10 protein-coding genes are annotated in these 14,549 nt (G+C 67.7%); 6 read left to right on the plus strand and 4 right to left on the minus strand.

All coding sequences use genetic code 11. The annotated features are described in order from the left end of the window. Nucleotides 1-101: 101 nt before the first annotated feature. A complete protein-coding gene (locus tag A5760_RS18700) occupies nt 102-2,066 on the minus strand; it encodes a serine/threonine-protein kinase (RefSeq protein WP_231122676.1) in 1,965 nt (654 codons plus the stop codon). Between the two features lie 412 nt (nt 2,067-2,478). Here A5760_RS18700 and A5760_RS18705 point away from each other — a divergent pair, with 412 nt between their 5' ends. The 6 genes from A5760_RS18705 (at nt 2,479) to A5760_RS18730 (ending at nt 8,951) form a co-directional block, all read left to right on the plus strand. Beyond that, nucleotides 2,479-5,238 carry an ATP-binding cassette domain-containing protein gene (locus A5760_RS18705; RefSeq protein ID WP_196772133.1) on the plus strand — a complete coding sequence of 920 codons (2,760 nt, stop codon included), beginning with the start codon at nt 2,479-2,481 and terminating at the stop codon, nt 5,236-5,238. 96 nt (nt 5,239-5,334) lie between these two features. Further along, complete coding sequence (locus tag A5760_RS18710; RefSeq protein ID WP_064883454.1) at nt 5,335-5,775, plus strand: DUF402 domain-containing protein; 441 nt, start codon at nt 5,335-5,337, stop codon at nt 5,773-5,775. 36 nt (nt 5,776-5,811) lie between these two features. Then, on the plus strand, nt 5,812-6,822 hold the full coding sequence (gene ligD / locus A5760_RS18715) for a non-homologous end-joining DNA ligase (RefSeq protein WP_064883456.1): 1,011 nt from the start codon (nt 5,812-5,814) through the stop codon (nt 6,820-6,822). Continuing rightward, complete coding sequence (gene ligD, locus A5760_RS18720; RefSeq protein ID WP_064883458.1) at nt 6,822-7,712, plus strand: non-homologous end-joining DNA ligase; 891 nt, start codon at nt 6,822-6,824, stop codon at nt 7,710-7,712. The genes ligD (A5760_RS18715) and ligD (A5760_RS18720) overlap by 1 nt, the downstream gene beginning before the upstream one ends. Beyond that, nucleotides 7,705-8,481, plus strand: coding sequence for an Fpg/Nei family DNA glycosylase (locus A5760_RS18725; protein WP_064883460.1), 777 nt, complete (start codon nt 7,705-7,707; stop codon nt 8,479-8,481). Before ligD (A5760_RS18720) ends, A5760_RS18725 begins: the two co-directional genes overlap by 8 nt. A gap of 56 nt (nt 8,482-8,537) precedes the next feature. Then, a complete protein-coding gene (locus tag A5760_RS18730; protein ID WP_064883462.1) occupies nt 8,538-8,951 on the plus strand; it encodes a hypothetical protein in 414 nt (137 codons plus the stop codon). Between the two features lie 6 nt (nt 8,952-8,957). Here the strand turns inward: A5760_RS18730 and coaE are convergent, their stop codons facing one another. From coaE to polA, 3 genes are all read right to left on the minus strand, one after another. Continuing rightward, the gene (gene coaE, locus A5760_RS18735; protein ID WP_064883464.1) at nt 8,958-10,172 is read right to left on the minus strand and encodes a dephospho-CoA kinase; all 1,215 of its coding nucleotides are present in this window, start codon (nt 10,170-10,172) and stop codon (nt 8,958-8,960) included. 24 nt (nt 10,173-10,196) lie between these two features. Further along, nucleotides 10,197-11,633: a 30S ribosomal protein S1 gene (gene rpsA, locus A5760_RS18740; protein WP_064883465.1), complete on the minus strand. Its 1,437-nt coding sequence runs from the start codon at nt 11,631-11,633 to the stop codon at nt 10,197-10,199. Between the two features lie 244 nt (nt 11,634-11,877). Next, nucleotides 11,878-14,538 carry a DNA polymerase I gene (polA, locus tag A5760_RS18745; RefSeq protein ID WP_196772135.1) on the minus strand — a complete coding sequence of 887 codons (2,661 nt, stop codon included), beginning with the start codon at nt 14,536-14,538 and terminating at the stop codon, nt 11,878-11,880. Nucleotides 14,539-14,549: the final 11 nt, after the last annotated feature.

A 14,549-nucleotide genomic window follows, 5' to 3' on the forward strand; every position in this document is an offset into this window, starting at 1 on the left:
CTATGTCGGGAAGGACGAGGCGATTCCGAAACGCGCTACCGGATGCGCTAGCGGATTCGGGACTCACTCAGAGGTACCCGGAGACCGACAGCCCCGGCAGGCTAGCCCACCGGCCGCGTCCACGTCCGGGTGACCGGATCGCATTGCAGCAGGTAGCCGTCGCTGGAGGTGCTCATGGCGAACACCGAGGTGCCCGGCCGGTCGCATGAGCTGCCGGCGGCGTGCACGCCCATCGTGATCGGCGCCTTGGCCCAGCTGCTGCCCTCGCAGACGATCTGCTCGTTGTTGGTCGGGTCGTAGGCGACCTTGCCGACGTCGCTGCACAGCCCGCCGAGCACCGGCGGCGCCGGGGAGGACGCGGTGGCCGAGGTGTTGATGACCTGGGTGGGGTCGCCCAACGTCACCTTCGCGGGCACGTCGCCGGTCCGGCCGGCGACCACGGGCACCCGGACCACCGCCCCCTGGGCGCCGCACTCGTTGCTCAGCACGGTCTCGGTCAGCGTGCCGCGCAGCGTGCCGTCGGCCTGCGGCGCCAGCGACCAGGCGATGGTTTCCTGCTGGGTGGCCCGGACCTGGCCGTTGGGCTGAGTGCAGCCGACCCGCTGCTGCGCGGGGGCGCCCTGCCAGTAGCCCCCGACGAAGCGCAGGGTGTCGCTCTGGCCCCCGTCGGTGGTGTTGGCCACCTGATGGGTGGCGTCGTCCAGCTGGGTACCGGTGGCCGCACATCCGTTGGTGGTGCACACCGACCGGAAAGCCCACCAGCCGGTGGCCGCCCCGTCATGCCGGATCGAGATGCCGTTGGTGGTGCGCTTGGTCTGGTCGTAGTCCAGCTTGTAGGTCCCGTTGAGCACCGGTCCGCCCGCGGTGGGTGCGGCGCTCGCGGCCGGGGCGGACGGTCTCGACGCGAGCGCGGGGTTGGCCGGCGGCGTGTCCGGCTGAAACGAGTAGAGCATCGACCAGGTCGCCGCGACGGCGACGAGCACCGCACACACCAGCGCGGTCGCCCAGCGGGTTTTCGCCGAAAACCGGTGACTCCACCCGGCAACGGCGCCGACCGGTCCGCGCCGCCGATGCGGTGTCGACACGGCGGCGCCCGGCTGGGCGCCCGGGCCGGCCTCCGAGACACCGCCGGCCGACTCGCTGACGGCGGCGGCGAACGCGCGGCACCGCTCGAACCGGTCCCCGGGTTGCTTGGCCAGGGCGCGAAAGAACACCTCGTCGAGCTCGGCCAGATCGGGGCGGAGATCGCTGAGCCGGGGCGGGTCCTCGTGCAGGTGCTGACTGATCACCGCGATCGGATTGGAGTGCTGGAACGGCGGCGCCCCGGTGAGCAGGTGGAAAGCCGTTGCGGCCAAAGCGTATTGGTCTGCCCGGCCGTCGATGGGGGTACCCGTCAGCTGCTCGGGCGCGGCGTATGCCACGGTTCCGACCGCGACGTTGGTTTCGGTGATCCCGCTGATGTCGCCGAGGTGACGCGCAACACCGAAGTCCGCCAACAGGATTCGGCGCTCCCCCTCATCCGGATGGGTGAGCAGGATGTTGGCCGGCTTGACGTCGCGGTGCAGCAGCCCACGGTCGTGGGCGTAGTCCAGCGCGCCCGCGACCGCCTGCACGATGGCGCACACCTCGTGGATCGGCATCCCGTCTGCGTAGTTCTCCTTGACCAGCCGCGAGGCGTCGGTGCCCTCGACGTAGTCCATCGAAATCCACAGATGCCCGTTGAATTCGCCCCGGTCGTGCACACCGACGATGTGCGGATGCCACAGCGTCGCCGCGAGATCGGCCTCCCGGTTGAACCTTTCGCGAAACTCCGGGTCGGCGGTCACCGCCTCGGCGAGAACCTTGATCACATCACGGCGGGGCAGCCTGGGGTGCAGCGCGAGATAGACCTCGGCCATGCCGCCCGCACCCAGCTGCCGCAGAATCGTGTAACCGGCGAACGACGCACCGTTACCCACCGCGAGGCGCGACCCCGAGGAATCGTTGGGCTGCTGCGCCACCGCCGGTTCCACGTTCGGCGCGGAATCGACGGGGGGTATCCGCCGGAACAGCTGCCCGATGGGCATGGCGGGCAACGACTGAAAACCCGCGCGCAACGCCTCACGGGCTTGTCCCGGGTTGCTCAGCAGCCGTCGCCCGGCGTCGATGCGCCGGGTAGTTCCCTTGTGCTCGTTCGTCAATGCCTTGCCCCCTCGTTTTCCCGGCACCGCCCCAGGTGTCGCCGCAATGTGATGCGGATCGCACACCATGGGCATGCGCATAGCGATTGGGCCCTACTCCGTCTCGCTGGCTGCCGGCACAACGCTGTGCTCGGCACGCGGACACAATCGAACTACCCCTGCCGTTCGAATAATGCCGCACCGCCGTGGGCGATTCGTCGCAGCAGGCTATGAAAGGGCTATGAGAGGCGGGATCGAAACAAAGCGAAGTCACAGCTGGGTCCAATAGAGCGCACTGCCAACGCGGGCCGATACTTGAGTGGTGACTCGACCCGCCCCGCCCATCCTGACAATTCGGCATGACGGGTCCCAACGTTCCTTCGCGGCCGGCCACGAGGTGGTCGTCGGGCGCGACGTGCAGGCCGATGTGCGCATCGCCGATCCGCGGATCTCGCGCGCGCATCTGATCCTGCGGTTCGATCAAGGCCGTTGGCTGGCAATCGATAACGGCTCGCTGAACGGGACCTACCTCAACGGCTACCGGATGCCGGTGGTCGATATCCACGACGGCCAGAGCATTCACATCGGAAACCCGCAAGGTCCGCGCCTGACCTTCGCGATCGGGCCGCAGCAGGGTCACGCCGGGCATCCGCCGCGGACCCGGCCGAGCCACGATTCCGGGCCGCCGACCCTGCCGTGGTCCGCGGTTGCTGAGCAAACCAACCCGACGCACCCGCCGCGGCCCCCACAGGGCAGGCCCGGCGGCCCGGGCAGGAGCCCGGCGCGCGGCGGTCCGCAGGGTGCGCCGTCGCGCCCCGTGCCACCTCGGCAGCCGGCCAGACCGCCGAACGCACCGCCGCGACAGCCCGCGGCACCGCCCCGTCAGGCGCCGCCGCCCCCGGTGCCCCCGCCGCCGTCGCCGCATGGCACACCGCCCGAGCAGCGCACCGTCATCGACCCCGGCTCGCCGGCCAGGTTGCAGGTCAGGCCGCCCGTGGCGAGCGAAACCGCGGCACCGCCGCAGCCATCACCCACGCCCGCAGCGGAATTCACCGTCATCGACGCCAAGACGGCTGACGTGTCGAACCTGGCGACGCGTTTTGTGAAATTGCTCTCGCCGCGTGCGTCGTCGGCCGCGGGCACGGCCGGGGCCATGACGATCGGCCGGGCCGCCGAGAACGACATCGTCGTCTCCGACGTCCTGGCGTCGCGTCAGCACGCCACCCTGGTGCCCACCCAGCTGGGCACCGAGATCCGGGACAACAGCGTCAACGGAACGTTCGTGAACGGCACCCGGATCGGGTCGGCCATTCTGTCCGAGGACGACATCGTCACCATCGGCAACGTCGACCTGGTGTTCCGCGACGGCACCCTGACCGAACACAGCGGCGCGGCCGCCCGCACGGGCGGCCTGGAAGTGCGCGACGTCAAGTACGTCGTCGACAACGGCAAACAACTACTGGACGACATCTCGCTGACCGCGCGCCCCGGCACGCTGACCGCCGTGATCGGCGGTTCGGGGGCCGGAAAGAGCACCCTGGCCCGGCTCATCGCCGGCTACACCACCCCGACGTCCGGCTCAGTGACGTTCGAGGGCCACAACATTCACGCCGAGTACGCGTCGCTGCGCAGCAGGATCGGCATCGTCCCGCAGGACGACGTGGTGCATCGCCAGCTGACCATCAACCAGGCGCTGGGCTACGCGGCCGAGCTGCGGCTGCCGCCCGACACCAGCAAAGTGGACCGCGCCAAGGTCGTCGCCCAGGTGCTCGAGGAGCTCGACCTGACCAAGCACGCCGATACCCGCGTCGAGAAGCTGTCCGGCGGGCAACGCAAACGCGCCTCGGTGGCGCTCGAATTGCTGACCGGGCCGTCGTTGCTGATCCTCGACGAGCCCACCTCGGGTCTGGATCCCGCGCTGGATCTGCAGGTGATGACGATGCTGCGCCAGTTGGCCGACGCCGGTCGTGTCGTGCTGGTGGTGACGCACTCGCTGTCCTACCTGGATGTCTGCGACCAGGTGCTGCTGATGGCGCCCGGCGGCAAGACGGCCTACTGCGGGGCGCCCGACCAGATCGGCGGGGCGATGGGCACCACCAACTGGGCGAAGATCTTCACCCAGGTCGGCGCCGACCCCGACGAAGCCAACCGCCGCTTCCTGGAACAGAACCAGGCGCAGAAGCGGCCGCAGAAGTACCTGCCGGACAAGGCCGACGAGCCGAGCAGTCTCGGCGAACCGGTGCACACCAGCGTGCGGCGCCAGATCTCGACGATCGCCCGCCGGCAGGTCCGCCTGGTGATCGCCGACCGCGCCTACTTCGTCTTTCTGGCGCTGCTGCCGTTCATCCTCGGCTCGCTGTCGCTGACCGTCCCGGGCAGCAACGGATTTCATCTTCCGGCACCCAACGCGGGGACGCCCGACGAGGCCGCGCAGATACTGGCCCTGCTGATGCCGGCCGCGGCATTCATGGGTACCGCCTTGACGATTCGCGACCTGGTCGGCGAGCGCGCCATCTTCCAGCGTGAGCAGGCGGTCGGGCTGTCGACCACGGCCTACCTGCTGGCCAAGAGCGCGGTGTTCTGCGGGTTCGCGATACTGCAGTCGGCGATCGTGACGGCGATCGTGGTGATCGGCAAGGGCGCCCCGACGCGCGGCGCGGTGCTGTTCGGCCACTCGACCGTCGGGGCCACCGTCGAATTGTTCGCCACCGTGGCGGCGACGTGTGTCGCCTCGGCCATTCTGGGCCTGGCGATTTCGTCGCTGGTTCGGTCCAGCGAGCAGATCATGCCGCTGTTCGTGGTGACGGTGATGGCGCAGCTGGTGCTGTGCGGCGGGATGGTCCCGGTGACGGGCCGACTCGGTTTGAACCAGCTGTCGTGGGCGATGCCGGCTCGCTGGGGCTACGCCGCGGCGTCGTCGACGGTGGACCTGCGCCACCTGGTGCCTGATTCGCTGCTGTCCCAGGACCGGTTCTGGCAACACACGTCGAACATCTGGCTGCTGGACATGGGCATGCTGGCCGCGTTGTCGCTCTTCTACGCCGGGTTCGTGCGGTGGAAGATCCGGTTGCGCCGTTAAGGAATCGCCCGGCGGCGGTAGGGTGACATCATTCACCCGCCGAAGCACGAGACGTTCGACATCCCGGCCCGCACGAACACCGATCCGAAGGGCATCGTGCGGACCGTCGACGAGTACGCGGTGCACCCGTGGGGCCTCTACATCGCCCGCCCCACCCCCGGTCGCGCCCAGTTCCATTACCTCGAGTCGTGGCTGCTGCCGTCGTTGGGCTTGCGCGCCACCGTGTTTCATTTCAATCCCGGGCATGAACGCGACCACGATCAGTACCTGGATGTGGGCGAATACTCACCCGGTCCCACCGTGTGGCATTCCGAAGACCACTACCTGGACATCGAGGTCCGCACCGGCGCCAGGGCCGAGCTCACCGACGTCGACGAGTTGCTGGATGCCGTGCGGCACGGATTGCTGACTCCCGAGGTCGCCGAGCAGGCGGTGCGACGCGCCGTGGCCGCCGTCGATGGTTTGGCCCGCAACGGCTATGACCTGTCGCGATGGCTGGCGCACCACGGCATGGCGCTGACCTGGCGCGGGCCGTAGTCGTTTTCGCGGTCCGACGGCGGGTATGCACTTGAAATGACGGATATCGCCGGTCTGCCCGATGCAGTGCGCGAAGCGCTGCACGCCGAACCGGTGCCCGTCTGGCGAGATCCCACACTGGCCACCCTGACCGACGAGCGGTTCTGTGACCCGCAGTGGATTTTCGAACGCAAATTCGACGGTATGCGTTGCCTCGCCTTCCGTGACGGCGACGAAGTCCGTCTGCTGTCACGAAATCGGAAGCCGCTCAACGGAACTTATCCGGAGCTGGTCGATGCACTCGCGGCCCAGCGCACCACCCGATTCGTGGTCGACGGTGAGGTCGTCGCGTTCCAGGGACGCCGCACCAGCTTCGCCCGCCTGCAGGGACGCCTGGGTATCACCGACCCCGAGGTAGCCCGTGCCTCGCGAATCCGGGTCTACTACTACGTGTTCGATCTGCTGCACCTGGACGGCAGGGATACCACCGCGCTGCCGCTGCGATGGCGCAAGCGACTACTCCGCGATGCGATCAGCTTCGATGATCCGTTGCGCAACACCGCGCACCGCGTCGGCGACGGCCTCGCCGCCTACCGCGCCGCCTGCGAGCGCGGCGACCAAGGAGTGATCGCCAAGCTGGCCGACTCCACCTACAACAGCGGCCGGTCAAAGAACTGGCTGAAATTCAAATGCGTCCGCAACCAAGAATTCGTCGTGGGCGGCTACACCAACCCGAAAGGCAGCCGAATCGAACTGGGCGCGTTGCTGCTCGGCTACTACACAGGACACGGAGAAAGCCGCGACCTCGTCTACGCCGGCAAGGTCGGCACCGGGTTCGACGAGGCCACGCTGCGCAGCCTGCACGAGCGGCTCTCCCCGCTCGAACAGGAGGCCCCGCCGTTCACCCGTGGGTTGGTACGCGAGAACGGAGCTCGCTGGGTGCGCCCGGAGGTGGTGGCGCAGATCGGGTTTACCGAGTGGACCCGCGACGGCAAGCTCCGTCATCCGCGTTACGAGGGCCTGCGCATCGACAAGGACGCCGCAGAGGTGGTACGGGAGACACGCTGATGACGCGCATCGACATCGAGATCACGCACCCGGATCGGGTCATGTTCGGCAAGGACGGGATCACCAAGCGGGACCTGGCCGACTACTACGGCGAGGTGGCCGAGACCATGTTGCCGCACCTGAAAGGCCGCGCGCTGACCGTGCAACGGTTCCCCCGTGGCATCGGCGAAAAAGGTTTCGTGCAGCAGGATTTCGCTGATACTTTGCCGGACTGGATGAGCGGTGTCGAGGTCGACAAAGAGGGCGGCACCTTGGTGCATCCGCTGGCCGAACGGCCGGAAGCGCTGCGCTGGTTGGCCAACCAGAATTGCATCACGTTGCATGTGTGGCAGTCGCGGCAGGGCAACCTGCACCGTCCCGACCGGTTGGTCTTCGATCTCGACCCGTCCGACGCCGATTTCGCGGCGGTGCGCGCGACCGCCCACGCGGTGGCCGATGTGCTCGATGACCTGGGACTGGCACGCTACGTGCAGACCACCGGATCGCGCGGGCTACATGTGGTGGTGCCGTTGCGCGCCGAAACCGACTTCGACACCGTCCGCCAATTCGCCCGTGACGTCGCCGAAGTCGTCGCCGCCGATGACGACGCGCACCGCACCGTCGAGGCCCGCAAGGACAAACGCGATGGCCGCATTTACCTCGACGTCATGCGCAACGCCTACGCGCAGACCGCCGTCGCCCCCTACTCGGTGCGGCCCCGCGGCGGTGCGCCGGTGGCCACCCCGCTGGAGTGGGACGAACTGGACACGCGCGGTCTGCGGGCGGATCGGTTCAGCATCCGCGATGTTCCCAAACGGGTTGCCGAGCAGGGTGATCCGTGGGCAGACATGTTCCGGCACGCCCGCTCCCTCGCTGGACCGCGCGAACGATTGGCGAAACTTCGTGCCTGAATTGCCGGATGTCGAAGGGTTCCGGCGCGAGCTCGCTAAGACCTTGCCCCACCGCCGGATTGAAGACGTAGACGTCCGCGACCCCGGAATTTTGCGCAACTCCTCCGCCACCACGCTCGCCCGGCGCCTGGCCGGGCATCGCTTCCGCGCCCCGCGCCGGCACGGCAAATGGCTGATACTGCCGACCGATGGTCCGGCGCTCCTGATCCACAGTGGCATGACCGGACACCCGTACTACACCGAAGCGGGCGCCGAGCCGGAAAAGTATGAGCGCCTGGTGGTGTCGCTCGACAAGGGTGAACTGCGCTATGCCGACCTGCGCAAGCTGCGCGGGGTCTGGCTGACCGACGACGAGGACGACCTCGCCGACCTACTGGGCCCGCAGGGGCCCGACGCGCTGGGCATGGGGCTGCGCGAGTTTCGCGACGTGGTGGCCGGGCGACGCGGTCGCCTGAAGCCGACGCTGATGGACCAGTCGGTGATCGCGGGCCTCGGCAATCTGCTCGTCGACGAAATCTGCTGGCGGGCCAGGATACGGCCCACCGTTCCGGTTGCGGAGTTGGACGACGAAGCCGTCAAGGAGTTGCATCGCGCGATGACGCAAGTGCTGCACACTGCGGTACGCCACGGCCGGGTGCCCGGCCTTCCGCGCTGGCTCACCGGGGTTCGCGACGGTCCGGACCCGCACTGCCCGCGCTGCGGCAGCGCCCTTCGCCACGGCCGGATCGGCGGCCGGATGTCGTTCTGGTGTCCCCATTGCCAGCCCTAGGGGCTCCGCCGAACAGCCTGGTGGACCGGGCGACGTCGGGCGTAATCTCAGCTGCTATGAGCCCCAAATCCCGCAGGTGGATGTCGATCGCCGCGCTGACGGTGATCGCAGCCGGCGCCCAGCTGAGTCCGGCAATCGCGAGAGCGGATCTGCACAACATCACCTATCGTGCGAGGATCGACGCCCTGACGACCGGTAGCCAGGCCACATTCGTGACCAACGGCGGCCAGACGAGCACGACCGGCCTTCCTTCCATGCCCGGCAACGTATTCGAGGCCAACACCGTGCTTCCCGACCCGGCGCAGGCCGGCCTGCGGATTGTGCTGCGCTTCCCCTACGCAGCCAACGTGCACTGCGAGATCGACGCCGACGACAACGTTTTCATCCAGACCGACCAAATGGTGCGACCGACGGCCGGTAACAGCGATCCCAACAACGGGGCGCTGCAGTGCGGCGCACCGTTGCCCTGATACGGGTCAGGGCTTCCAGCCCGTCGAGTCGGCCCACTCCCAGGCCCGCCGGTATGCGCCGAGGAACCACGGCTCCTTGACCTCGACGTAGGCCGCGGTCTCTCCGCCGCCGCCCTTTTCGGCGGCGCGCTTGACGTTCAGGTAGTCGGCGCGGGCGCCGGGGTCGGCCCTCAACCAGTCCACGAACAGCAGGGCGAACTGCTGGTTGGGCCAGCCGTCCACCCGGATGTGCACGTTGGTGGGTCGACCGGGATCGGCCGACGCGTGAATTCGCTTGAGCCACAGTTCCGGATCATCCCGGCGGTCGTAGCTCTCGACGGTGCTGCGGGCGTCGGGCTTGGCCACGTCCTCGGCGACGTGCTCGATGCGCGGGTACCCGGCGGACAGCAACGGCTCGACGAGTTCGTCTGCGACGGCGAGGGATTCGACGGTGATCTGAACGTCGATGACGTCCTTGGCCGGGAAGTCCGGCACGGCGGTCGAGCCGATGTGATCGACGCGCAGCGCGCGGTGACCGCAGCTGGTCTTGAGGCGGTTCACAATTCGTTGCGCCTGGTCCGCCCAGCTCGGGTCCGGCGGCACCAACCGGGCCGGGGCCCGGACGGTCTGGTGTGCGCTCAGGTTGTGCGCGAACGGGACGATGCGGGTGTTCCACACCTCGTGTGCCCGCTGGACCAAATCCTCGGGGCTGCCCGAGTTGTCCAGCCAGATGTCGGCGACCGCCCGGCGCTGCTCGTCGCTGGCCTGCGCGGCGATCCTCGCGCGGGCATCATCCTCCGGCATGCCGCGCTGGTCGACCAGCCGCCGCAGCCGCACCTCTACGTCGGCGTGGACGATGACCACGAGCGGGAACAGCGGCGCCATCCCGGACTCCACCAGCAGCGGAATGTCCTCGACCACAACGGAATCCTCGGGCACCGAGGCGATGATCTCCGAACGGCGATTGCCCACCAGCGGGTGGACAATCCCGTTCAGCGTCTTGCGTGCCTCGTCATCGCGAAAGGCCTTGGCGGCCAACGCCGGTCGATCCAGCGATCCGTCCGCAAGCAGGATATCGCTTCCGAACGCCTCGACCAGCGCGGCCAGGCCCTCGGTTCCCGGCTGTACCACCTCACGCGCGATGACGTCACCGTCGACGATGACGGCACCGCATTGCTCGAAGGTGGACGACAGCGCCGACTTGCCGGCGCCGATGCCACCGGTCAGCCCGATCCGCAGCATGGCGTGCTCAGCAGAGCGTCAGCGTCACGCGTTGCCGGCGAGTTTCTCCCGCAGAGCGGCCAATTGGGCGTCGCTGGCCAGCGATCCGCCCGCCTTCTCCGGAGGAGCACCGTTGCCCGGCGACTGCTCGGCGTGCCCGGCAGCCTCGGCGGCGGCGAACTTCTCCATCTGCGCCGTGTGCATCTTGTGCCGGCGCTCGGCCTCGGCGTAGCGGGCTTCCCACTCGTTGCGCTGCTTCTCGAAGCCCTCGAGCCATTCGTTGGTCTCGGAGTCGAAGCCCTCGGGGAAGATGTAGTTGCCCTGCTCGTCGTAGCTGTCGGCCATGCCGTACTTCGCCGGGTCGAACTCGTCGGTGTAGTCCTCGTTGGCCTGCTTGAGCGACAACGAGATCCGGCGGCGCTCCAGGTCGATGTCGATGACCTTGACCATCGCGTCGTCGCCGACGGTGACCACCTGGTCGGGGACCTCGACGTGGCGCTCGGCCAGCTCGGAGATGTGCACCAGACCTTCGATGCCCTCCTCGACACGCACGAACGCACCGAACGGAACCAGCTTGGTGACCTTGCCGGGCACGATCTGGCCGATGGCGTGGGTGCGGGCGAAGTGGCGCCACGGGTCTTCCTGAGTCGCCTTCAGCGACAACGAAACCCGCTCGCGGTCCATGTCGACGTCGAGCACCTCGACGGTGACCTCGTCGCCGACCTGCACAACCTCGGACGGGTGGTCGATGTGCTTCCAGGACAGCTCGGAGACGTGCACCAGACCGTCCACACCGCCGAGGTCGACGAACGCACCGAAGTTGACGATGGAGGAGACGACACCCTTGCGGATGGCGCCCTTCTGCAGCTGGTTGAGGAACTCGCTGCGCACCTCGGACTGGGTCTGCTCCAGCCATGCGCGGCGGCTCAGCACCACGTTGTTGCGGTTCTTGTCCAGCTCGATGATCTTGGCCTCGATCTCCTTGCCGATGTACGGCTGCAGATCGCGCACCCGGCGCATCTCGACCAGCGAAGCGGGCAGGAAGCCGCGCAACCCGATGTCGAGGATCAGGCCACCCTTGACCACCTCGATGACGGTGCCCTTGACCGCCTCGTCCTTCTCCTTGAGCGCCTCGATGGTGCCCCAGGCGCGCTCGTACTGCGCGCGCTTCTTGGAGAGAATCAGGCGACCCTCTTTGTCCTCCTTGGTGAGGACCAGGGCTTCGACCTCATCACCGACGGAAACGACCTCATTGGGGTCGACATCGTGCTTGATGGAGAGTTCGCGGGCGGGGATGACCCCTTCGGTCTTGTAGCCGATATCGAGGAGCACCTCGTCCCGGTCCACTTTGACGATCGTGCCTTCGACGATGTCGCCATCGTTGAAGTACTTGATCGTTTTGTCTATTGCGGCGAGAAAGTCCTCGCTCGAGCCAATGTCATTGACGGCTACTTGCGGCGAGGTGACGGCGGGACTCGGCATGTTGTTGGGTTGCTCCGGACAGGTTTGGTCGTAGGGACAATTGGGATTTACCTGTCGAGGCTACTCGACTGTGCACATGCTGGCCAAACTCAACGCGGTCCCATCTGGTCGAACGGCCGCCGCGAATGTGACGCCACGCCGAATCCCCGGAGAACTTTTCACCATCACACCAGGCTCGACGACCGGTTGAGCAGCGGATATGCGCCCGGAGGCCGCGCTGGGCCGCGTCGCGCCGGCCGCCGCGCTAATGCGCCGCAGCGTCCCAGCTGCGGCCGTAGCCCACCGAAACCTCCAGCGGGACGTCGAGCGGGTAGGCGCCGCCCATTTTGTCGCGGACCATTGCTTCCAGCTGTTCTCGCTCGCCGGAGGCGACCTCGAACAGCAGCTCGTCGTGCACCTGCAGCAAAATCCGAGAAGACAGCCCGGCGCTCTTGATCGCCTTGTCGACCTCGAGCATCGCCACCTTGATGATGTCGGCCGCGCTGCCCTGAATCGGCGCGTTGAGCGCCGCCCGCTCGGCGGCCTCGCGCACCTGACGGTTGCTGCTGTCGAGTTCGGGCAGGTAGCGACGGCGGCCGAAGACCGTCGACGTGAAGCCGTCCTTGCGGGCCTGCTCCACGACGTCCATCAGGTAGTCGCGCACCCCGCCGAACCGCGCGAAGTATTGCTCCATCTGGTCTTTGGCTTCCTCGGTGGAGATTTTCAGCTGCGCGGACAGCCCGTAGGCGCTCAATCCGTAGGCCAGGCCGTAGGACATCGCCTTGACCCGGCGGCGCAGCTCGGCGGTGACTTCTTCGATCGGCACGCCGAATGCCCGCGAGGCGACGAACGAGTGCAGGTCCTCCCCGGTGTTGAACGCCTCGATCAGGCCCGCGTCCTTGGACAGGTGGGCCATGATCCGCATCTCGATCTGGCTGTAGTCGGCCGTCATCAGCTCGCTGTAGCCGTCGCCGACGACGAAAGCATCGCGGATCCGCCGGCCCGCCTCGGTGCGGATCGGAATGTTCTGCAGGTTCGGCTCGGTCGACGACAATCTGCCCGTGGCGGCGATGGTTTGGTTGAAGGTGGTGTGGATGCGCCCGTCCGAGGCCACCGAGTTCAGCAACCCGTCGACGGTGACTTTGAGCCGGGTGGCGTCGCGGTGGGTCAGCAGATGCTGCAGGAACGGATGTCCGGTCTTGTCGAAAAGCGATTGCAGGGCATCCGCGTCGGTGGTGTAGCCGGTCTTGGTGCGCTTGGTCTTCGGCATCTCCAGCTCGTCGAAGAGCACCGTCTGCAACTGTTTTGGCGAGCCCAGGTTGATCTGCTTGCCGATCACCCCGTAGGCCGCCTCGGCCGCGTCGCGGATCTGATGGGCGAAATCGCTTTGCAGCTCGTTGAGCAGGTCCAAATCGACTGCGATACCGGCGTTTTCCATCCCGGCCAGCACCGCCTGCACCGGCAGCTCCATGCCGCTCAGCAGCGATGTGGAGTTGATGCGCGCCAACTCCTCGTCGAGCGCGTCGGCCAGGTCGAGCACCGCCACGGCGCGCAGGATCAGTGTCTGCACCGCCTGGTCGTCGGTGCCCTCGTTGTCATCGAGCAGCGAAAGTTGTTGCTGTTCAGGGTTTTCCGCGCGCAGCTCGCGGCGCAGGTAGCGCAGCGAGAGGTCGTCGAGGGAGAAGCTGCGCTGCCCGGGCCGCACCAGGTAGGCCGCCAGCGCGGTGTCGGAGGTGACGCCGGCCAGCGTCCAGCCCCGTCCGGCCAGGTCGTGCATCGCCAGCTTGGCCTCGTGCAGCGCCTTGGGCGGACCGGGGTCGCCAAGCCAAGACGCCAGCGCCGCTTCGTCTTCGGGGTCCAGCGTGGCGGTGTCGATGTAGCGGCCCTCACCGTCGGCGGAGACGATGGCGAGCGCGGTGGCGTCGGCGTCGTAGGCCAGGTGGGTACCGACGACGGCCAGGCCGAACCGCTTCCCCGAGCTGTGCTCGGCCAGCCACACGGCGAGTTCGCCGGCTTCCAGCGCGCCGCCGCGCACGTCGAAGCCCTCGTCGACCTCGGGCTCCACCGCGGCCAGGGTTTCGAATAGCCGGTCCCGCAACACCCGGAACTCCAGGTCGTCGAAGAGCCGGTGAATCTGGTCGCGATTCCACGGCTGCAGCCGCAACGTGTCCGGAGTCTGGGCCAGCGGCACGTCTTTCACGAGATCGGTCAGCTCGCGGTTGCGGATGACGCTGGCCAGATGTTCGCGCAGCGCGTCGCCCACCTTGCCGCGCACCGAATCGACGTTGTCGACCAGCGCCTGCAGCGACCCGTATTCACCGATCCATTTGGAGGCGGTCTTCTCCCCCACGCCGGGAATGCCGGGCAGGTTGTCGCTGGGATCGCCGCGCAGGGCGGCGAAGTCGGGATACTGCCTGGGCGTCAGCCCGTACTTCTCGACGACGGCGTCCGGGGTGAAGCGGGTCAACTCGCTGACCCCCTTGCGGGGATACAGCACCGTCACGTTGTCGCTGACCAACTGCAACGAGTCGCGGTCGCCGGTGACCACCAGCACCCGGTAGCCCTCGTTTTCGGCCTGCGTGGCCAGCGTCGCGATCAGGTCGTCGGCCTCGAACCCCTCCTCGGCCAGCACCGTGATACCCAATGCCGCGAGGACTTCCTTGGTGATGTCGATCTGGCCGCGAAACTCGTCGGGCGTCGCCGACCGGTTGGCCTTGTACTCCGGGTAGCGCTCGGAGCGGAAGGTCTGCCGCGACACGTCGAACGCCGCGGCGATGTGGGTCGGGGCTTCGTCGCGCAGCAGGTTGATCAGCATGGCGGTGAAGCCGTAGACCGCATTGGTGGTCAGCCCGCCGCGGGTTTTGAAGTTTTCGGCGGGCAGCGCATAGAACGCCCGAAACGCCAGCGAGTTGCCGTCCAGCAGCATGAGCGTCGGAG

It is taken from the genome of Mycobacterium colombiense (assembly GCF_001665835.1).
GTDB lineage: Bacteria > Actinomycetota > Actinomycetes > Mycobacteriales > Mycobacteriaceae > Mycobacterium > Mycobacterium colombiense_A.